The sequence below is a fragment of the Arthrobacter sulfonylureivorans genome, assembly GCF_047607445.1.
GTDB classification, from domain to species: Bacteria; Actinomycetota; Actinomycetes; order Actinomycetales; family Micrococcaceae; genus Crystallibacter; species Crystallibacter sulfonylureivorans_A.
Window position 1 is genome coordinate 1 of sequence record NZ_JBLKRT010000018.1, and the last position, 20,600, is coordinate 20,600.

The following is a 20,600-nucleotide window of genomic DNA, read 5'->3' on the forward strand; positions in this document are numbered from 1 at the left end:
GGGAATGCGATGACATCAACAGATACTCCCCTGCGCGTACTTGTGGCCCACCCCTCCGCGGACCTGTACGGTTCGGACCGGGTGCTGCTGGAAACCGTTCAGGCGCTCCTGGAGCATGGCCATCAGGTGGCTGTGGCCCTGCCCGGCCCCGGGCCTTTGGTGGAGGAGCTGACCAGCCGCGGTGCCCTGGTGGAGTTCAGCCCCACCCTGGTGCTGCGCCGCTCCCTGCTCTCGCCGACGGGGTTGCTGCGCCTGGCCGGCGAAGGCCTCTATGGGTTCTGGAGGGGCATGCGGGTGATGCGCCGCTACCGTCCGGACGTACTGTACGTGAACACCGTGGCTGTCCCGTTGTGGCCGCTGATGGGCTGGCTGTACCGCGTGCCCACCGTGGCCCACGTCCACGAAGCCGAGCGCCATACCCCGCGCCGGCTGCAGCTGGCGACAGCGCTGCCGCTGCTGTTGGCGGACCGGATCGTGGCCAATAGCCGCTTCACCGCGGACACCTTGGGACATGCGCTGCCGGCGCTGCGCGGCCAGGCCCGGGTTGTCTACAACGGCGTGCCGGGACCGGCGGGGCCGCTGCCCGCCCGCATGGGGCTCGACGGCGGCCTGCGGGTGGCCTACGTGGGCCGGCTGTCGCACCGCAAGGGAGCCGACGTGGCCGTGGAGGCGGTTGCGCGGCTTCGGCAGCGCGGTGTAGCCGCCACTTTGGCCATTGTCGGCACCGCGGTCCCCGGCTATGAGGACTACGAGCGCGCCCTGCGGGGCCGCGTCCGCGAGCTCGGTCTGGGCGACGAGGTCTTCTTCCACGGCTTCCAGCCCACCCCTTGGGAGGTTCTGGCCGACGCGGACGCCGCGGTAGTTCCGTCGCGGCTGGACGAGTCGTTCGGCAACACTGCCGTGGAGGCGGTGCTGGCCAGCCGGCCGCTGGTAGCCAGCTCGGTCCCCGGTCTCCGTGAGGCCGCTGGGCACTATGCCTGCGCCCAGTTCACGGCACCGGATGACGCCGCGGCGCTGGCCGATGCCCTGGAGCGGGTGGCAGTGGACTGGGAGCGTTTCCGCGCCGCTGCCGCCGACGACGCAGCTGACGCCCTCGAACGCCACGCCCCGCTCCGGTACCGGCACAGCATCGCCGAAGTCATCGCCGGGACGCCCGGCGCGGGCCGCAGGCGCTGAACACACGCATTACTACCTTGGCGGCTTGAGCTGCCAGAGTGCCATGCCGCCGGCACGCCCCGCTTCTCATCCAGCACGGGCCCGGCAGTGGCTCCGCCGGGCCTTGCCGGCCTTTATGGGGAAGCGGGCGACGTGGCTTTCTTCGCCGCTCTGGCCGCCCGGAGCCGCGCCCATGCTTCGACGGTCTTCTTGGCCATGCGCCTGGCCCTTAGATAGGCGGTCCTGCCCAGAACGTAGGCACGGCCTCGCAGCGTGGCGATGACCCGCACCTCGTACAGCGGACGGCGCCAGGCGCCAAAATCAGCTTTATAGGATTCGTCACCGACGGTGAGGTCGAAGAACAGCTGCCCGCGGCCGATCGCGTCCTTCGCGAGTTCCTCCACGATCAGCAGGCCAAGCGAGTAGTTGCGCAGCCGCTGCATGTCATAGCCCACCAGCAGGAACAGGTCGCGGTCCGGAGCGATCAGGTCGAAGGCAATCGCCACTGGCTCGCCGCCCACCTCAAGCACGGCCAACGTTCCCGGCGCCCCGGTCTTGACGCTGTCCCGGACCACCGCGCAGTAGAACTCAAAGCAGTCAGGGTCCTGCACCAGGTCGATCCCCCGGCGCTCCGCAAAGCGCGCGGCCCGGAACTCCTGCGTGCGTCGCATGAGGTCGTCGACGGCGCTGACGTCGGTGATCTCCAGCAGGCGCTTCTCGCCCTTGGGCCGCAGCCGTTTGTGCTTACGGTCGAGATGGCGGACGAAACCGGCGTCCAGGCCGCCTCGCCATTCCTCTACCGAAGAAGCCAGCGACATTAAATGGGTGTCGTAGAGATGCCTGGCACTCGTGGCGCCAGCCAGCAGTGCGGTCACGGCATCGGGCGAGTCGGCGACGCGTTCGATCCGCAGCAGGTCGAACCGGCCCAAGGCCTCGCGAATGCGGCGGGCCACCGAGGGGTCGGCACCAAGACCGGCGGTCCCGTCGAGTACCGGGGCAGCGTAGTCGGCCACGCCCAAGTCGGCGTATTCCACGAGGCGGATCGGACCCACGCGACGGCGGACAAACGGCAGGACGAGGGCCAGGTGGCCGTCGTCGCGCCGTACAGTCACCACCACCTTCGTCGCCTCCCGGGCGGGTGCGAGCAGGGTGTACAGACGGTCCAGCCACACGCCGTGCTGGAACGGCGTCGCAGCGGATTGCGCATAGAGGTCGTCGTACTCACTGCTGAGGAAGTCGAAGTCGTCCTCGCGCTGCACGGTGAAGCCGGACATAATCAGCCCTTTCGGTTCGGGCGGACGCGCCCGCCCCCAGGGGACATGCGTACCGCCGTCGATGCGCTCGAGCAGGCCGCCCCGTTGCGGCCAGCCGGTGCGCGCCAGTCTAGCGGACAGGTTGCGGCTTGCGGCCAACGGCAATAAAGTTGTGCAACTTCCGCCTCCACCAGAGCGGGGAGATCTGCGATGACGGACGGTTCCACCTCGCGACACCGCCGGCCGCCAGTGAAGTTCCTGGTCGCCGGTGCCGTAACGGCCCTTGGCCTGCTGTGCCTGTCTCCGCCGCCTCCTGGTCCGTCCGCCGCCGGCCAGGCTGCCACGTCGGGTTCCGCTGCAGGGCTTTCCGCTGCGGTGGCGGCTGTGCCCGGCACCGTGGTGGTTTCGCCCGAGGGGTCGGACGACGCGGCCGGCACACCGGCGGCGCCGCTGCGCACCGTCCGGGCCGCCGTGGCGAGGGCAGCCTCCGGCCAAACGATCGTGCTTCGTGCCGGAAGCTATCACGAGTTCGTGACCATTCCGCCAGCCAAGAAACTGATTCTGCGGTCCTACCCGGGGGAAGAGGTGTGGCTGGACGGCAGCCAGCCGGTGACCGGATTCGCCCGGCAGGGCAACGCCTATGTAGTCGACGGTTGGACGGCCGAGTTCGATGCCAGCCCCACCTACAAGCGCGGTGCCCCCGATGGGACGTCGCAGGGGTGGCAGTTTGTCAGCGATCAGCACCCGATGGCTGCGCACCCGGACCAGGTCTGGATCGACGGCGTTGCGCAGCGGCAGGTGGGCAGCCGGAACGAAGTCACGGCGGGCACCTTCTACGTGGACTATGCCGCAAACCGCCTGTACCTCGGTTCGGATCCGCAGGACCGCGCCGTCCGGGCCAGCACGCTGGGCAGGGCGCTCAGCATCCAAGGAGCCGGGTCCGAGCTGCACGGCGTGGGGATCCGGCGCTACGCGACCGCGGTTCCGCAGATGGGGGCGGTGACGGTGGAGGCCCCGAACGCCGTGCTGGAGGATGTGGCCGTCACCGACAATGCAACCACCGGCCTCTTTGTCGGAGCCGGCGGCGTGGCCCTACGCAATGTCAGCCTGGTCGGCAACGGGATGCTGGGGGCGGCGGCCACCTATGCCGACGGGCTGCAGGTGTCCGGCCTGGTGGCGGAGCGCAACAACACCGAACTATTCAACACCGCACCGGTTTCCGGCGGCGTCAAGGTCGGCCGCAGCCGCGGTGTTGATATCGGCGACTCGGTCTTCCGGGACAATAACGGACCGGGCCTGTGGCTGGACGAGTCGGTCTTTGATGCTGCTGTCCATGGGAACGACTTGCTGGACAACTCCGGTCACGGGCTGACGCTTGAACTTTCGGCGCAAGCAGATGTCGTCAACAACGTGATAGCCGGCAATGCCGGGCATGGGTTGAAAGTCAACAACACCAGCGATGTACGAATCTGGAACAACACCATCAGCGCCAGCGGGCGCGCGGTTAATATCGTCCAGGACGGCAGGCGTGCCAGCGACCCGGACACGCCCGGGCATGACCCGCGGCAGCCTTTCCCGGATCCGGCGATGTCCTGGATCAACGGCCCGGTTGAGGTCCGCAACAACATCATGTCCAACCCGGGCTCGCCTGCCGACTGCCTGCTGTGCGTGGAGGACTATTCCGGAACCTACAGTGCCGAGGAGCTCAAGGTCACGGCCTTGGGCAACGTCTATCATCGTGCGCTGCCGGCGCCACCAGGGTCAGCCGTGATCTGGGCCATGGATGCCGGCGAACCCGCACTGTTTGCGAGTCCGGACGACTTCAGGGCAGCCACCGGCCAGGAGCTCCAGCACCTGTACCTCGAGGGTGCTGCTCCCTTCGTCTCCGGCTACCTACCGGACGACACCGTCACCAGCAGGAATTCCACCTTCGCCCAACCGCTGCCCCGGGAGATCGCGCAGCTGGCTGGTCAGCCGGCCGGTACGCGCTCTCTCGGCGCCTTTGGCAGATAGTCCGCTCGCCTGGAGCCGAGCCGGACAGGGCTTGGTCGCCGTACCGCCCGTCTCCGGGGATTGGGGGTGCCCGCCGGAAGCGCGGTGGGCGCCGGAGTCGCGATGCGCGCCGGAAGCGCGGTGAGCGCCGGAAACGGAAGCTGGGGCGGGACCTTCACGGTCCCGCCCCAGCATTGTCGCCGCTACCTTATGGTGTCAGTTGCTCGCTTTCACCATCAGGTCATCGAACGAAGCGAACACCGGTGTGTTGGTCGCGGAGCCGGAGGCGTAGACCCCCAGCCCAACGGCTCCCGGCACCTGCAGTTCCGGCGTCGTATCCGTGGCGGACACTTGCCAGTCCGCGGGCTCCTCCGTTCCGACCGGCCACAGCTTGGCCCGAACCGTGGTCGGCGAGGTGCCCGTGACTTCCAGGCGTAGCTGCAGTTGCTGTCCGGCTTGATAGGTCAGTCCAGCAACCGTGGCCTGCCGCAATGTGGTCTCCGTGGAGCCCACCGCCCTCAGGGCTTGCAGTGTCACCGCCCCATTGGAGGCCACCCTGGCCGTGGCCATGTACTGCCCGGTGGTGCCAATCTGTCGCCCGACGACATCTACATAGATGCCGCCGCCGGTGGCCGGCTTATCCAATGAGAACCGTACGTTGGTGTCCGTGCCAGTCGCCGAGACTGCATTCAGCGAAGAGCCCGGCCCGTGCCCCGGTGCGTTCATCCGCATCCGTCCGACGCCGTCGGCGACGGTGAAGTGCGTGGACGATCCGCGCAGGGTCCATGCCCCTCCGGTGTCGGCACTCCCCCAGCCGGAGGCCAAGGTCCGTCCGAAGGCGTCCGCCGCGATGTTGGTCGCGGGCGGAGGCCCGGCATCGACGGAGACCTCCTGGCTGCTGCTCCGCGACTCGCCGTCGTCGTCAGTCACGGTGAGTTTCACCGTGTAGGCGCCGGCCGTCGCGTAGGTGTGCGACGCCGTCGCGCCACTGGCCGTCGCGCCGTCGCCGAACTCCCACGCGTAGCTGGCGATGGTGCCGTCCGGATCCGAAGACCCGGACCCGTCAACAGCGACGCCAAGCCCATTGGTCGTGGCGGTGAAGGAGGCCGTCGGAGCCGCGTTGGACGGCGTCCCGGTGGTGCCGGCTGTGAAGTGGTTCTGCACCTGCGCGGCGCTGAGCACGGCCGGGTAGATGGCCACTTCGTCGATGTCGCCGGCAAAGTAGGCGCTGGTCGGCCGCGGCGTCCACCGGCTCAGGCTGTCTCCGCCGATCCGCCAGTAGCCCAGAACCTCCTGGCCCTTGGTCACGTCCGCCCGCTGCGCCACCACCTGTCCGTCGACGAACAGTTGCATGCCGTTCGGGCCAAGCGTTGTCACCGCATGATGCCACTTGCCGTCGTTGTAGCTGCCGGTGGTGTTGACTGTCTGCCGCGCACCGTTCTGGATGACGCCGAAGTACAACTGGCCGGTGTTGGCCATGTACAGGTGACGGTCCATCAGGTCCGAGTTGATAGTGGTCGAGTTCGCATAGCCAATCAGCTTCCCGCCACGGGTGGTGGTGGTGCGGAACCACATTTCGGTGCTGAAGGTGTTCGCCGGCTTCACCCGGGAGGTTGTAGAGGCAAACCCTGTTGACGCTCCACTGAAGGTTCCGGCAGCGTCCGCATCGCCAGCCACCGCTCCGGCGGTGCCCAGGGTTACTCCGGCGTTCAGCCGCAGGTCGTCCTTGCCCGACTGGTCGATGCCCACGGCACCCGATGTTTCGCCAAACCTCCAGTAATTGGCGGGCTGGTCGGCCTTGATCGTGGCTGCGTAGGCGCTGGCCGCCGGATCCTCCGCCGCTGCGGTGACCGTGACCGTGTTGCCGCGGACCTCCACTCCGGTGGGATCAGTGGCGATGATCCGGTAAGAGTACTGCCGCCCGGGCACCAGCCCGGTGTCCAGGAAGGCCATGCCCGGCCGGTCCCAGAACGTCGTGGCAGCGCTGGTGGTGTAGACCGGACTGGCAAGGTTGCCGTCACGGATCACCTTGTAGCTCAGCTTCTTGTTGTCCATGTCCCAGTTGGCCTGCCAGCGGACGCGGACAGTGCCCTTCTTCGGGGAGCTGAGCGTGGGGACGAAATTGGCCCCGCTGACTTCCGGTCCGCGCAGGTTCGGTGCATTCTGGCGCACCGTATAGCGCACCAGTCCCTGCTGGGCCACGCCGTTTACCCTGGTGAACTCGCCGCCCATCACCACGTACTGGTCATTGCCGGTGACTGACCACGGTCCCTGGAACTGTCCGGTGAAAGTACCCGAGTTCATGTCCGGGAACCAGTTCTGCAGCTCGGGCCGCGGCAGTCCTTCGAAGTTGGTGTAGTCGTACAGCTCCCGCGTGATGGTGCCGCCCACAGCCTTGCTGAACGACATTCCGCGCTTCCATTCCCAATCGACTTCCTGCGGGAAGGCGCCAACGTTGGCACAGTGGTGCGGATGCCCGGCCAGATAGATCAGATCGGGCTGACCCGCGTAGACCGAATAGGTGTCACCGTGGCAGTCGTTGACCCATTCGGTTCCCAGATCCGACCATCTGATCGAGACCACGCCCTCCAGTGTGCTGATGCGGCCGAAGGTGTAGCCGCTGGCGTAGAAGTGGGTTCCGTCCGAGGTCAGGCTGGTGATTGAACCGTTGTCGCTGCCGTTGCGGATGTAGGCGCTGGCCGGCAGCGGGAATTGGGTACCGGTTGCCGTGTCCAGTACGCCGAGCCCGTAGCCGGGCCGGTCCGATCCGTTCAGGCTGGTGAACGCGCCGCCAACGGCGATCTTGGTGTTGTCGGCAGACAGGGCCAGCCCGTTGACCTGGCCGCCCGCCGCCTGCGGTGCCCAGTTCAGCAGCGCCGCGTCCGATGCCCGAACAGCCGCCAGCTTGCCGCGCGCCACGCTCCCCACAAAGTTGAAGTCGCCGCCGAAATAGACGGTGTTGTTCGTGGCCACGATGCCGTGGACGGACGAGGAGGCCTGCGGTTGGAAGCCCTGGATCAATGCACCCGTGGACGGGTTCAGTGCCACGATCCGCGAGACCGGGGTGGTTCCGTTGTACTGCGTGAAATCCCCGCCCACGTACAGCCGCGATCCATCCGGTGAGGCCGCGAGGGTGAGCACCTGGGCGTTGAAACGCGGGGCGAAGGAACCGATCAGCGCCCCAGTGGTGAGGTTGTAGGCCATGATGTTCGACCTGGCCACCTCGTTGGTTCCAGCCGCCGAACCGGCCGGCCGGGCGGAGGTGAACTTCCCGCCGACATACACCGTGTTGCCGATGATCACCTGTGACCAGACGACGCCGTTGATCTGGGCCGTCGGCAGCCGGTCGGCAGTGACGGTGGCCGGAGTCAGCGGATCCGCTGGGTTCTCCGGCATTGAGTCCGCGGTCGCGGACGGAACACCCACGATGGCTATGGAGGCTGCCAATGCGGCTGAGGATAGGAAGACGGCGCTCCTGCGCCAGCGTGTATGCATAGCTATCCTGCCTTTCTTGGAGCTGCGCCTTCGAACGCAACCACAGACTCGGACGCAGCGTAGTTCAGGTAAATCCGCACCTGACCTCGCTGGTCCTCGGGTACTAGGAAAACAAAGGTGCCGGAGGCCCTCTTGCCCGCCGCGACTTCCAGCGGGAAGAGCTTGGTGCCGGAACCGTCAAGCCGGATGGCGGGTAGCTTTTGCGCGCCTGCCTCCACGGTGATCTCGGCAGTGTCCAGCTTCAGTTCTTGGTCCGAGGTGTTTCGTACTTCCACCACAAAACGGATGGCCGGCCCGGCGATCTGCCCAATGCCGTCCGCCTTGGCTTCGATGGCCTCGATTTTGGAGATCGTGGCGACGCCGCCTGCGACCTCGGCGGTCTCCTCCAGTTCGACGGCCGGAGCAACGGGCTTCGGCGTCGCAGCGCGATCAGCGTCCTTGGCCACGGCCAGCGAGCCGGAGGGTGCGTTGTCGACCGGTCCGCCCCCGGGATCTTTGGCCGCTTCACCGGGCTTCGTCTTGGCCTGGCCGGTCTTCTCCTCTCCGGATTTTTCATCGGACTTCTCCGCATCGTCTTCGGAGGGTGTCGCGGTCTCGCCCGCCTGACCGGTCTTTCCGGAGGCTGCCTTCTGGCCCGCCGCGGCGGAAGCCACCGCGCCAGCCGAAGGGGGCGCCGTCGTCGTTCCCGCGCCGGTCCAGACGGACCAGGCCGCGGCGACGGCCACCGCCGCTCCCGCGACGCCTACCAGAGCGGCCGCTATCCAGCGCTGTTTGCGCCGTCCGCGCTCTGCGTTGCCGGATGTGGGAAGGCCGGCCTCGGTTTCGTCGCTGCGTTCAGGCATTCCGTCCACCTCCGTCGGCACGGGGACCCGCTGGATCCAGACGGCCCAGCTCCCGGAACCACTTCACGCCGGCCAAGATGAGGTAGGCCAGATTCGCTACGAAGAACAGCGTGTAGAGCCACATGAACAGCACGGGTGTGCCCACGAAGAGGAACACGAAACAGAAGATTCCGTAGTCCGTCGGCAGCAGGGCCAGCGATTTCAATCTGGACCCGCTGCGCGGTGTGGCCGCGGTGCCGGACTTCAGTAAATGCGTCTTCCGCAGCTGTTCGGTGAGGATCATCGTGAAGAAACCCACCCCGTCCACCAAGCAGTAGCCGATCGGGATCAGCAGCCAGGCCGGATCCTCCAGTCCGAACGTGCGGTAGGCACAGACCAAGACCGCAAGATGCACGCTGGAGTTCTTCAGGCTGTCCAGCACATGGTCCAGCCACTCGCCGCTGAGCGAGCCCCCTCCGCGCAGCCGCGCCACTTGCCCGTCCGCGGAGTCGAAGGCATAGCCAACGGCCAGCCCTGCCCACACCACCAGTCCGGCCCAGACCACGGGCCCCGCCGGACCGTCTGCCCCGCCGTCCGTCGGCGTGAAGGCCAGAAAGCCGATGGCGGACAGGGTGAACAGCGCGCTGATCGCGCTGACCATGTTCGGTGTCAGGCCGGCCCGGTAGGCTGCAGCGGCGAGCAACCTGCCGGCACGGCGGTTGACCAGCACCGAATATGCCGGGGCCCCTGGGGCCACCGATTTCTGAGCGTTGGCCAGGATCCGGACGGTCTCCAAGTAGCTCGGCCGGTCCCGCCCCAGCAACTGCCGGGTCATGCCACACCCGCCGGGGTCCGGTCCGCGGCGGAGGGACGACGGCGGCCACCGGACTGCCGCACCCTGCGTGCGCGGAGATCCCGGCAGAGCTGCTCATAACCGTCGGCGACCACGTCCCAGTCGTAGTGTGCGGCACGCTGCTGCCCCAGCAGGCCCCGGGTCTTGGCGGCCTCCGGACTCGCTTCGGCTTCTGCAGCCAGGGCGGCTGCCTCCGCAACCGTGGAAAAAAAGCTGCCGGTCTCGGCGAGCACCTCGCGGTTGAAGTTCACGTCGAACGCGTTGGTCGGGGCCGCCGCGCCGATAGCCCGCAGCAATGAGGGATTGGTGCCGCCCACGGAGTGCCCGTGCCAGTAGACCAGTGCGTTGGCATAGAGCTGGTCCAGCAACTCCTGGTCCCATACCCCGCCCAGGAACCTGACCCGCTCGTCAGCCCGGTCCATGACCCGGCGCGTGTACTCGTCGCCATAGGGGCTGCCGCCGACCACCACCAAGGGCAACCGTGCTTCACTGGCAACATAGCCTTCCACGATCAGGTGGACGTGGTTCTCCGGCTCAAAACGGGCTACCACCAGGTGGTAGCGGCCCGGTTCCAGCCCGAGTTCGGCTAGCCGCTCATGCCGTCCCGGGGCGATGAGGGGCGCGCCGTAGGTGATCAGCCGGGTGGGGGCACCGAATTGGTCGCTGTAGTAATCCTGGATGCCGGCGGCGTCTGCGATCAGGGCGTCCGAGCAACGCACCGCCATGGATTCAGCCAGCCGGTAGTACTTCCGCCCGACCGGCCCCCACTTGCCCCGCTTCCACTCCAACCCGTCCACGTGCGTGGCCACTGGAATTCGAGCGGCACGCAGCAGCGGCAGCCACGGGGCGTTCGCCGCGTTGAACACCACTGCGGCGTCCACGCGGTTCGCCGCCAGATGGATGGCTGACAGCCCGGAATGACTCAGCGTCTCCAGGCTGCGGCGGCGCAGCGCCGGAAGATACACGAGCCGCATGCCGGCGTACTCGCGCAGTGTGGCGTCGGCCCCGGTGGTGTTCCGACAGTAGACCACCACTTCATGGCCGCGGGCTGCCAGCCGCCCGCCCACTTCCTCCACACAGGTCTCGAAACCGCCGTAGCGCGCAGGTACTCCCCGCGTTCCCATCAGCGCAATGCGCAACGGCCGTCGGTCTTCGCGTGATTTTGACATATCCCCATCCCCAGCATGGTTGTGTCTGTGTTTGGTGCGGTTGCTTGGCCGCAACCCGGCGGTCGGTTACTCATTCACCACCGTGCCTGGCCTGCCCCGGGACGACGGAGTGCCGTCGAGGGCGGCCAGCGCCTGGCGCAGCGCTGTGCTCGAGGTGTGGACGGTGTACGGGAAATAGACCACCGAGACGCCAACCGTCGCGAAATCACGCTCCAGCCGGCGCCCCTTCTCGGTGTCCTTCCAGTCGTCGCCCTTGAAGAAGACGTCAAAACCGACCTCCGCCCACGTCTGCAGCCGGTCCGGTGAAACCTCGGCCACGGCCCGGTCAACGAAGCTGATGTGGCGGACGATTTCCAAACGTTCCTGCAGCGGCACCACCGGGTAGCGGCCCTTGGTCGCGTAGCAGATTTCGTCGGAAACCGTACCGGCAATCAGGTAGTCGCACCGTGAGCGTGCCTGGCGAAGAATATTCAGATGGCCAACATGGAACAGATCGAATGCGCCTGCCGCATAGCCAACTACCGTCATGGTCATTCCCCCAGATGGATCACACATGCATTGCTCAGCGAGGCGGCAACTACCGAATCTACGGATCGTTTGGCCGCTCCGCTGCCCCAAGCCACAGCCTAGGAAAAATCAGCTGAGGGCACATGAGTGGGTGGTACGTAAGTCAACCGGACCCATTACTCGCAGCAGGTCGCGCAATACTGATAGTGAGCCGGTATGTACTCGCAGCAGGCGGGCGCTGCCCTTCGCGTCGTGGAAGGTCGGCCGGGTCGGTATGGCCTGCCTCTGGTGGCCTACAGGCCGGGGCTCAAGGTCGGGGGCTCAAGGTCGGGGGCTCAGGGCTGGAGTTTCAAGGCCGGGGTCTCAGGGCCGGGAGGGTGATGTGGCGGGGTATTCCTTCGGACCCGGGAATGTGTGGCCAGCCGCAGCACGCGGCGGGCTGCCTGAGCTGGCTTTTTCCAGCAGCACGGACAAGGTGAAGAAAACCACGAAGTCTACGCTGGCATCAACCAGCCCGTTCTCGGTCACGCTGCGGAACAGGATGAACAGCAGCGCCCCATTGGTGAACGTGCCCAGGTGTGGCGTGCGCAGGCTGTCCCAGCAGGTGAGCACCACCCACACGGCCAGCAGAGCAGTTCCGACCAGCCCGGCCTGGGCCAGCGCGGAGATCCAGCTGGAATCGAAAACCTGCTCATCCCAGTACTGGCCGGCAACCGCAATCTGCTTCACCGAGAGCCCGCTGCCCAGCCATCTTTGCCAGGTATGGAAGGGGATCTCCAGCACCGCTTCCCAGCTGATGGTGCGGGAATTGAGTGTGACCAGCGACGAGCTGTCCCCCCCGGGTCACGATGTTGGCCAGGGTAGGTGTGTACGCGAGGATTGCGACGGCGGTGGGCACCGCGATGAGCACCATGGCGGCGACGGCGATCGGCGGCCTGCGGACCTGCAGCAGGACCACAAGCATCGCGGCAACCAAGGCGAAGAGTGCCGTTCTGGATCCGGTGGCCAGGACCAGGCCTGAAAGCACGGCGAAAACAGCCACGAGTCTGCCCGAGCCGCGCCCGTGGGCGATCTCGTGGAGCACGCCCAGGGCGGGAAGGCCGCACAACGAGGCAATGTCGTTGGGCGACAACGGCGGAATGCCTCCGCCGAGCCTTCCCCCGGAGAGCATCAGCCCGAGGCCGGTAATGGCGCTGAATGCTCCGACCACCGCCATGGCCGCCAGCAGTGTTTTCACCGCCAACCGGGCGGGAAACGAGAGCAGCAGCATGATGACGGTAGCGGCCAGCAGCACCACGCGCAGCGCCAGTACCGTGGAAGGCGCCGTGGTGCCCTGAGCGTAGGCGCCGATGGTTGATACCGCCACGATCAACAACAACAGGCCCAGCGAGCGTCCGCCCAGCGGTTGCCGCACCGGGGTACGGATGAGTACAACCACGGCTGCCAGCAAGGCGACGCACTGGATCATTGCCTTGATCACCACAACCGGATCGGCGCCTCCGCTGTAGATGCTGCCCTGACGCCAACGCACCAGGCTGACCACCACGAGCAGCCAGATCAAGAACGGGACGACGGCCCGCTTGACGCCGGTTTCAGGCATTCACGTCAGCGTCGCGGACCCGCGCATGCCGGCCGGCCACTGCCTCCGCCTGCTGGATGAGCGGCACCGCGGACGGCCGCCTGCGCAACGGCACCCCCGTCATGACCACTCCTTGCGGCGGACTCCCGGCCGCGGCCAGTTCCGCAAAAGTCCGGCGCAAATCGTCCCTCTTGGTCTTGCCGTAGCGGCAGATGACAAGCGTGTAGTCCGCGGAAGGAGCCAGCTGCTGCGCGTTCAAGGGGCTGGACGTAACGGCGCTTTCGGCCAGCGTCATGTCGAATCGCACCTTGAGTTCGTCCAGGACGGGCACGGCCTGGCGCGCCCGGTCGAGGCTGCGGCCCTTCATGTCCGCAGAACTGCCCGGCAAGATATAGGAGACGGATTCGGAATCGGTGGTCCTGATGACGGCGGTCAGGTTCGTCTTCCCGCTGAGGACTTCGGCCACCCCAGCGCCGTCGTGCTCCTGTCCAAAGGCCGGCGGCAGCGTGGAGTCCGCCTCCAAAACGCAGACGTCCTTACCCAGCTCCGCCACCATGAGCGCGAAGTTCCTGCGTTGGAAAGTAGCGCCGGCGCGCGCGGAAGCAGGTACCAGCAACAGCAGTGGCGGCAGCGCCGTTCGCCCCGCCAGCAGCAGGTTGGTGAGGAGTTCGCGGTGCGCCAACCAATGCTTGCTGTTGCTAGGCCACTCACCCGGTTTACCGTCTCGGCCGCGGTAGCGGGGAAGCTGCCCCACTACCGCCATGCCGACGGCTGACTGAACGTCCCGGCTGGTTCGAAGGCGGGAGTCCAGGCGGAACGCGGCGATGGCGAACAGCAGGCCGCCGGACAGTCCGATGAGCGCCCCCACGGCCACATTCAAAACGGTCCGCGGCGAAGCAGGACTGGACGGCGCCGAGGCCGGGACTGTCAGCTCCGGGACGACGGTAACCCTGCTGTCCCCGGATGTGGTTTCCAGCCGCTGGATGTGCTGGCCCAGGTGTTCTGCCACCGCATTGGCGATGTCCGCCGCCATCTGCGGTTCGGACGACTCGGCGATGACGTTGAGGAAGACCGTCTCCAACGGATTGTCCGCCGCAATGCTGTCCCTGAGCTCGCTCAGGCTGAGTTCAAGGTCGAGTTCGCGGATCACCGGTTCCAAGACTTCCGGGCTCTTGACCAGGCTCGGATAGGACTTGACCCTTTGCAGGCTGAACTGCGATCTTTCGTAGGCCGAACCCGAGCCTGTTTCAACCTTCACGAACAGGGTGGCATGCGCCTCGTAGACCCGGGGCATCGCATTGCTTGCTGCCAAGGCACCTGCGATGCCTGCCAGCGTCAAGACAAGGATAATGACCCAGCGGCTCACGAATGCCCGGCCGTAGTCGCGCAAATCCATTGCTCCCACCTTTCCAGTGCCCCAACCGGAGGTGTACACAACATAGCACCCGCGGCACACCGGCGGCGGGTGCGTTCCCGCACCGTTACCTTCCTCCTTAGTCCCGTCCGGCCGGTCGCGCCATCAACGACCGGTCGGCGAGTGCGTTCGCTGGTATCACTCGGCCTTGGTCTGGCCCACCCACAGGTTGTCCCACAGGGAGTGGACCGGTGCGTTGGTGGCCGAGCCTGACAGGTAGGCTCCGAGTCCGATCCGTCCCGGCATCTGCAGGGCGGACGTCGAGTCGGCCGCGGTCAACTGCCACTGCCCGGGTTCGGCGGAGCCATGGCCCCAAATCTTGAAGCGTATCTGGGTCGGCGACGTCCCGGTTGCCTGCACTCTGGCGTTCAGCAGTTCCCCTGGCTGGATCGTAAGGCCCGAAATGACCGTCTCGTTGGCGATGAACGTTTCCACGCCGTTCAGGACGCGGTACAGGCTCACCGCTACTTGACCGCTGGCCCGGAACCGGACGGCCGCCTCGTATCTGCCCACGTCCGGAACCTCGCGGACCACGATGTGGTTGTAGACACCGCCTCCGGTGGCGGCCTTGTCATTGCCAAGCTGGACGGCGATTTCCGTATCGCTGGCCTCTACACCCGGCAAGGTGACCCTCGGCCCGGCACCCGGGCTGCCCATCCGCAGCTTGCCTTGGCCGTCTGCCACGCTCAAGTTGGCGGCCGACCCCAGCCGCTGCCAGGCTCCGCCTTGGTCCGCTTGGCCCCAACCGCCGGTGGCGGTGCGTCCGAACGAATCCTGCGCGTAGGTGAGCGGCCCCTGGCTGCCCTCCACGGAAACGGTGCCGGTGACCGTTGCCTCGGCGCCGGCGTTGTCGGTAACGGTCAGCGACACCTCGTAGTCGCCTGAAGCGCCGTACTGGTGCTCGACCGTGGCCCCCGTTCCTTGGCTGCCGTCGCCGAAGTCCCAGGCGTAGGATTCCACCGTGCCGTCCGGATCGCCGGACCCGGTGGCGTCAAAAGCGACGTTTAGCCCCTCCGCCGTGGACTGGTAGACGGCAACCGGAGCAGCATTGGCGACGGTGATCTCTTCGGAGTAGCTGCTGGTCCCCCCGTTGCTGCCCGTCACCACCAGGGTGACCGTGTAGGTGCCGTCGGCAGCGAAGGCGTGGCTGACCGTGGCGCCGGCGGCGCTGTCGCCGTCACCGAAGTCCCACGCGTAGCCGGTCACCGTGCCGTTGGGCGAACCGGAGCCGGACGCGTCCAGCCGGATAGTCCTGCCGCTGACCTCCTTGCTGAAGACGGCGCCGGGCCCTTCGGGCACGTTCACGGTCACGCTTTGGCTCGCCGTGCTCCTGGCGCCCAAGTCGTCGGTGACGGTGAGCACTGCTTCATACGTGCCGGCCTGTGCATAGCGGTGGGAAGCTGTCTTGCCGCTACCGGTACTGCCGTCACCGAAATCCCAGGCGTACCCGGAGACCCCGCCATCAGGATCGTCCGATCCGCCCGCGTCGAAGGCAGCGTCCAGCCCGTCGGTGCTGAAGCTAAACACCGCGGACGGCTCGACATTAGCCACCAGCAGCTGCACCGTAGCAGCGGCCGATGCGCCGTCGTTGTCCGTAACGGTCAGGGTTACCTGGTATTCGCCGTCGGCAGCATAGCGGTGGAGTGGGTCGACGCCGGTCCCCGTGCTGCCGTCGCCAAAATCCCACGCGTAGCTGGCGATCGTGCCGTCGGAATCTGCCGAGCCCGCGGCGTCGAAAGAAACCCTTAGCCCGGTGGAGTCACTGGTCAGAGCAGCCGTCGGAGCCGCGTTCGGTCGGACGGTGGTCACTTCCACCTGCTTGCTCGCCGTGGCACCGCCGTCGTCCTTGACAGTCAGCGTGACCGTGAACGTTCCCACCTCGTTGTAGAGGTGCTGGATGCCGGCCCCTTCACCCGTTGTACCGTCGCCAAAGTCCCAACTGTAAGCCACAATCCGTCCGTCTGCGTCGGAGGATTCCCGGGCATCGAAGACCACGTTCTTGCCGTCCACGACGCTGGTGAAGTGGGCGACCGGGGCCTTGTTCAGGGTGCCGCCGAAGGCGTAGTGGGCCTGCACCTGTTCCAGGGTCAAGGAGGTCGAATAGACCGCGGCTTCATCTATGGTCCCCGCGAAATAGCCGCTGGAGGCCCCGTCCCAGACCCGATCCCCGCCGATGCGCCAGTATCCGGTGTAGGGTTCGGCGGCGGTCTGCGGATGTGAGCCGGTCAGCATCCCGTCCACGTACAGCTTCATGCCCGCCCCGGACTGGGTCGCCACCACGTGGTGCCACTTGTCGTCGTTGTACGGCAGCGCGGTGGTGATGGTGTTCATCGCTCCGGTATACGTGCCGAAGGTCAGTTTTCCGTCGTCGCGCATATAGACGTGGCGATCGTAGCTGTTGGAGAGCCCGGTGTTCGAATTGCCGAAGCCGATGATCTTGCCGCCCCGGACGGTGCTGGTCTTGAACCACGCTTCCGCGGAGTACACCCTGGGGTTGTTGACGGCGCTGCTGGCCGCGGCCATGCCGCTGGCGCCGTCAAAGGTGAACGCTTTGCCGCCTGGCCCGCTGATGACGCCGGGCACTCCCACCGTGACACCGCCCGCAACGTGGGCCGGGTTGCCGTACAGGCTGGTGTCCGCTGCGGTAGGACCGCTGGCGTCCTCGAGCCGCCAGTAGAGGGAAGGATCGTCGGCGTACACCGCGGCCCCGTACCCGTCGGTCGGCACCGGAGCGATGTCCGGCGTGCGCCCGCTGGCCCGGTAATGATTGGCCACGGTCAGCCGGTCAAGCACTGTCGGATAAATGGCCACATCGTCGAGGTTGCCGGTGAACCGGCTTGAGCTCGGCTGGTTCGGCCACCCGTTGAGATTGTCGCCGCCGATTCGCCAGTAGCCACCGTATTTCTGCCCGGAGGTCACATCTGAGCGATCGGCTACGCGCACGCCGTCAACATAAAGCACCATGCCTTGGGGCCCCAGGGTGGCAGTCAGCTGGTGCCATTGACCGTCGTTGTAGCTCTTCGACGAATTCACCGTGGCGGCATAGCCCAGCCAGGTTCCAAACCACAGCCTGCCGGAATTATCCATCCAGACGTGGCGGTCATAGCTGCTCGAGTCACCGGTGCGCGCATTGCCATAGCCCACGATCTTGCCGCCCCTGGTGGACGTGGTCTGGAACCAGGTCTCCAGCGAGAAGGTATCCGGTGCCGGAGCGAAGTTCCGGGTGGCGATCGACGCCGTGGCGGCCCCGCTGAAGCCTGCTGCGGTGTCGCCGGGCATCGCCCCTTCGACGGGGCGGGTGACCCCGTCGCCGGCATCGCCGTCGTTGAACGCGGCATGGTCGAAAGCGACCGTGCCAGAGGCTTCATTCAGTGGATAGTAGGTGGATGCCCCGTCCGCCTTGATGACGTCGCCGTAAGCGTTCGGCGCCGTGGCGGCTACCGTCACCGGGGCGGATCGCGGCCCGATGTACTCATTGCCGGCGGGATCCTTGACCCTGATTCGATACGTGTGCGTGGCACCCGGCGTCCGCCCCATATCGATGAAACCAATGGACTTTTTCTTCCACCAGATGGAGGGTTCGTTGAGGGTCGCGATTGCCGTGAGGCTGTTGTCCCGCAGGACTTCGTAGGTCAGCGTTGCGTCGTCGTAGTCCCAGGTGGTGGGCCAGGCGACGCGGACGGATCCGGCCGAGAGCGAAACGGTCGACGGCTTGAGGTCGGCGGTGTACTCGGGCCGTATCTTGTTCGGTGCGACGGTGCGGGAAGCAAAGACGGCCAGCCCCTGTTGTGCGACGCCGTTCACCGTGGTGAATTCTCCGCCGGCCACCAGATAGGTGTCGTTGTTGGCCAGCGCCCACCCGCCTTGGTATTGGCCGGTGAAAAAGCCGGTGTTGAGTGCGGGATACCAGTGCAGCAGCGTGGGAACAGGCTGTCCGGAGTATGTACTGTTGCTGCCCGGCGGGGCTTGGTCCGTTCCGGTAGCAAAGGTGGTCTCCGCGAGCGCCCGCTTCCAGACCTGCGGATCCTCTTCCGGGAACTCGCCCAGCGAAGAACAGTCATGCGCGTGCGAGACGCTGTACATGACCTGGTCCATCACCGCGATGTCAGAGGTGGAGCCGTAGCAGTTGTCCATCCAGATCAGGTCGCCGGTCTCGAAGTCGGCGGCGAACCGGCCGTCGAACCAGTGCCCGCCCATTCCGTTGGCCCCGGCGTAGACAACGCCGTCCTTTTCGATCATCTGGGTTACCCACGAGGTGTCGACGCCTCGGGTTTGCGGGATCGGAGTGCTGCTCCAAGGCAGCGACGCACCCGTAATTCCGTTGACGGCACCGATGCCGATTTTGCGCTCGCCATTGAGACTCTGGAACCGGCCTCCAATAACGACCCGGCTGTTGTCGGCCGAGGCGATGACGCCGTGCACGATGCTGTCCACGGCTGGCGCCCACGGCAGGAGCGCGCCGTTGGATCTGTTGAGGGCAGCGACATTCTGCCGGGGCTGGCCTCCCGCGCTGCCGAAGGAACCGCCGATGTAGACCGTACTCCCGGTGACGGAGATGGTCTCCACCTGGCCGCCGACGCTGGTACCGAAGCTTTGCAGGGCCCCTGTGCCGAGGTCGAATGCTGCGATCTTGCTGCGCGGCTGGCCGCCGACCGCGCTGAAGTCCCCGCCGACGAAAATCTGCGTCTTGTCCGGGCTGATTTCCACCTCTTTGCCTTGGGCATTCAGATTGGGATTCCACGGCAGGATTTTCCCGGTGCTGATCTCAAACGCCATGGCGTTATTCCGGAGGACCTCGCCTGCGCCCCCGGCGGCAACCCCGGACGGCCGGGCCCGGGTAAAGCTGCCGACGGCGTAGGCGGTGTTCCCGTTCACTGCGGTGCTCCAGACGACGCCGTTGATTTGAGGGGTGGGCAAGACGTCCGCGCTCACTGTCTGCGGCAGCACCGTGCCTTCCTGCGTTGAGTCCGCAGCGTGCGCCGGTACTGCGGCAAACAGGCTGGCCAGCATGGCGCCGGCGATGAGGAGCACCTGGCTGCGCCAGATACGTCCCCGGATGGCGAAGGTGCCGGGGTAAGCCTCAACGTGCCGTTTGGATTCAGACATGCGTACCCGACTGCCTTTCGTAAGGTGACGTGTTGCGGGCTGTCCGCATCTCGTCCCGTTTCAGCGGAACCAACAGAAGAAGTCGAATGGCGACACCACCGAGGGCTGACCCCAGCGCCGCGGCCCACGGCGCGAGCGCGAATTCCCCGGTCACGTGCAAGACCAGAACAACGCAGGCCAGCGACAGGACCGTGTCAGCCAACCGCAGCGCGAAAACACGCTTGGCGCTCCCCTTGATGGCTGCCAACGCCCCGTAGGGGGAAACGAGGGCCACCGAGGCGGCATAGGCCAGCCAGCCGGCGACTGCGAGGAAGTTGGGGGTCTGGCCGGTTGCCAGCGGACCAGCAACGGGCAGCGCCCACAGCGCGACGGCCGCGCCTGCGGCAGTGACGCCCAGCACCGCGAGGATCGCGCGGTCGGCTTGCGCCAGCAGGGCTGCAACCGTGGACGCCCTGTTCTTCGCGTAGGCCGCGAAGAGGTAGGAAGAAATCCCGCCGACAAAAAGCATGGCCGGAGCCGCGTAAATGCGCGCAATCTCCAGTTGGCCCGTGGCGGCGAGCGCGACCAGAATCAGGAGCGCCAGCCGCATGGCCGTCATGAGGCCCGGTCGAAGCATCTGCTGCGCCGCTCGCCACGATCCGTAGGCTGCCACGGCTTTCCAATCCGCGCCGTTGAGCCGCACCAGGTAGCGGTCCGGCCCCGGGACCAGCAGGGCGCCCACAACTATTCCTGCTGCCTGGCCGCAGGCGATCGCAGCCAGGTATCCGGTCAGCGACGGCTGCCCGTTCACATTCTGCAGCCACACCATGGACAGTGCGACGCAGGTGACCGACAGATCCATCACGACGATCCGGGCGAAGCCGAGATGTGCCATCAGCAGCCGACGGAGCACATCCTCCACAAGGTAGGCCGCAACGGCCAGGCCGAGCAGTAGCGCTTCCATTCCGGACACGAAGCCGATGGTGAAGCTAACGGCCGGCACAAGGACTCCGCAGGCACAGCTCAAAGTCAGCAACCACAGCTGCATCCCGGCCCGAAGTCTTCTGCCTGAGCGGTCCAGCACGGTGAGGGAATCTCCAACAAACCCGCTCGTCGTCGCCGCGCAGAGCACCAGCACACCGTAAAGGACGCCCAGTTTGCCCAGCTCTTCGATCCCCAGAGTCCTGGCCGCAAGGGCCATGATGAGGAAACTGCCCACTGCCTGGCTCCCTTGGGCAGCCAGCGCCCAAAAGGCGCCGGTCAGGGAAGCAGGTATC

General features: G+C 66.5%; 13 protein-coding genes. 2 read left to right on the forward strand and 11 right to left on the reverse strand.

Features of this window, described 5'->3' with window-relative positions; all coding sequences use genetic code 11:
- A partial coding sequence (locus ACMX2H_RS10235) for a glycosyltransferase (RefSeq protein ID WP_414960393.1) occupies positions 1-1,176 on the forward strand: 1,176 nt, incomplete at its 5' end.
- Between the two features lie 113 nt (positions 1,177-1,289).
- Here ACMX2H_RS10235 and ACMX2H_RS10240 read toward each other — a convergent pair.
- A complete protein-coding gene (locus ACMX2H_RS10240; protein ID WP_414960394.1) occupies positions 1,290-2,429 on the reverse strand; it encodes a GNAT family N-acetyltransferase in 1,140 nt (379 codons plus the stop codon).
- 189 nt (positions 2,430-2,618) lie between these two features.
- Here ACMX2H_RS10240 and ACMX2H_RS10245 point away from each other — a divergent pair, with 189 nt between their 5' ends.
- Positions 2,619-4,421, forward strand: a complete 1,803-nt coding sequence (locus tag ACMX2H_RS10245) for a right-handed parallel beta-helix repeat-containing protein (RefSeq protein ID WP_414960395.1) — start codon at positions 2,619-2,621, stop codon at positions 4,419-4,421.
- A 195-nt stretch (positions 4,422-4,616) separates the two neighbouring features.
- Here the strand turns inward: ACMX2H_RS10245 and ACMX2H_RS10250 are convergent, their stop codons facing one another.
- The 10 genes from ACMX2H_RS10250 to ACMX2H_RS10295 all read right to left on the reverse strand — a co-directional run bounded on the left by ACMX2H_RS10250 (position 4,617) and on the right by ACMX2H_RS10295 (position 20,542).
- The gene (locus ACMX2H_RS10250) at positions 4,617-7,847 is read right to left on the reverse strand and encodes a PKD domain-containing protein (protein WP_414960396.1); all 3,231 of its coding nucleotides are present in this window, start codon (positions 7,845-7,847) and stop codon (positions 4,617-4,619) included.
- A gap of 50 nt (positions 7,848-7,897) precedes the next feature.
- A complete protein-coding gene (locus tag ACMX2H_RS10255) occupies positions 7,898-8,737 on the reverse strand; it encodes a hypothetical protein (RefSeq protein WP_414960397.1) in 840 nt (279 codons plus the stop codon).
- Positions 8,730-9,551, reverse strand: coding sequence for a CDP-alcohol phosphatidyltransferase family protein (locus tag ACMX2H_RS10260; protein WP_414960398.1), 822 nt, complete (start codon positions 9,549-9,551; stop codon positions 8,730-8,732). Before ACMX2H_RS10260 ends, ACMX2H_RS10255 begins: the two co-directional genes overlap by 8 nt.
- Positions 9,548-10,738, reverse strand: a complete 1,191-nt coding sequence (locus ACMX2H_RS10265; RefSeq protein ID WP_414960399.1) for a DUF1972 domain-containing protein — start codon at positions 10,736-10,738, stop codon at positions 9,548-9,550. Before ACMX2H_RS10265 ends, ACMX2H_RS10260 begins: the two co-directional genes overlap by 4 nt.
- Positions 10,739-10,804: 66 nt before the next feature.
- Complete coding sequence (locus ACMX2H_RS10270) at positions 10,805-11,266, reverse strand: adenylyltransferase/cytidyltransferase family protein (protein WP_414960400.1); 462 nt, start codon at positions 11,264-11,266, stop codon at positions 10,805-10,807.
- A gap of 342 nt (positions 11,267-11,608) precedes the next feature.
- Positions 11,609-11,974, reverse strand: a complete 366-nt coding sequence (locus ACMX2H_RS10275) for a hypothetical protein (RefSeq protein WP_414960401.1) — start codon at positions 11,972-11,974, stop codon at positions 11,609-11,611.
- Positions 11,937-12,845 carry a hypothetical protein gene (locus ACMX2H_RS10280; RefSeq protein WP_414960402.1) on the reverse strand — a complete coding sequence of 303 codons (909 nt, stop codon included), beginning with the start codon at positions 12,843-12,845 and terminating at the stop codon, positions 11,937-11,939. The genes ACMX2H_RS10275 and ACMX2H_RS10280 overlap by 38 nt, the downstream gene beginning before the upstream one ends.
- Positions 12,838-14,220, reverse strand: coding sequence for a Wzz/FepE/Etk N-terminal domain-containing protein (locus tag ACMX2H_RS10285; protein ID WP_414960403.1), 1,383 nt, complete (start codon positions 14,218-14,220; stop codon positions 12,838-12,840). Before ACMX2H_RS10285 ends, ACMX2H_RS10280 begins: the two co-directional genes overlap by 8 nt.
- 156 nt (positions 14,221-14,376) lie before the next feature.
- Complete coding sequence (locus ACMX2H_RS10290; protein WP_414960404.1) at positions 14,377-19,344, reverse strand: LamG domain-containing protein; 4,968 nt, start codon at positions 19,342-19,344, stop codon at positions 14,377-14,379.
- The gene (locus ACMX2H_RS10295; RefSeq protein ID WP_414960405.1) at positions 19,337-20,542 is read right to left on the reverse strand and encodes a hypothetical protein; all 1,206 of its coding nucleotides are present in this window, start codon (positions 20,540-20,542) and stop codon (positions 19,337-19,339) included. The genes ACMX2H_RS10290 and ACMX2H_RS10295 overlap by 8 nt, the downstream gene beginning before the upstream one ends.
- Positions 20,543-20,600: the final 58 nt, after the last annotated feature.

Bases quoted from the DNA above. Each gene is read 5' to 3' on its own strand.
- ACMX2H_RS10240 (WP_414960394.1), bottom strand. From the start codon at position 2,429: ATGTCCGGCTTCACCGTGCAGCGCGAGGACGACTTCGACTTCCTCAGC.
- ACMX2H_RS10245 (WP_414960395.1), top strand. From the start codon at position 2,619: ATGACGGACGGTTCCACCTCGCGACACCGCCGGCCGCCAGTGAAGTTC.
- ACMX2H_RS10255 (WP_414960397.1), bottom strand. From the start codon at position 8,737: ATGCCTGAACGCAGCGACGAAACCGAGGCCGGCCTTCCCACATCCGGC.
- ACMX2H_RS10260 (WP_414960398.1), bottom strand. From the start codon at position 9,551: ATGACCCGGCAGTTGCTGGGGCGGGACCGGCCGAGCTACTTGGAGACC.
- ACMX2H_RS10265 (WP_414960399.1), bottom strand. From the start codon at position 10,738: ATGTCAAAATCACGCGAAGACCGACGGCCGTTGCGCATTGCGCTGATG.
- ACMX2H_RS10270 (WP_414960400.1), bottom strand. From the start codon at position 11,266: ATGACGGTAGTTGGCTATGCGGCAGGCGCATTCGATCTGTTCCATGTT.
- ACMX2H_RS10280 (WP_414960402.1), bottom strand. From the start codon at position 12,845: ATGCCTGAAACCGGCGTCAAGCGGGCCGTCGTCCCGTTCTTGATCTGG.
- ACMX2H_RS10285 (WP_414960403.1), bottom strand. From the start codon at position 14,220: ATGGATTTGCGCGACTACGGCCGGGCATTCGTGAGCCGCTGGGTCATT.
- ACMX2H_RS10290 (WP_414960404.1), bottom strand. From the start codon at position 19,344: ATGTCTGAATCCAAACGGCACGTTGAGGCTTACCCCGGCACCTTCGCC.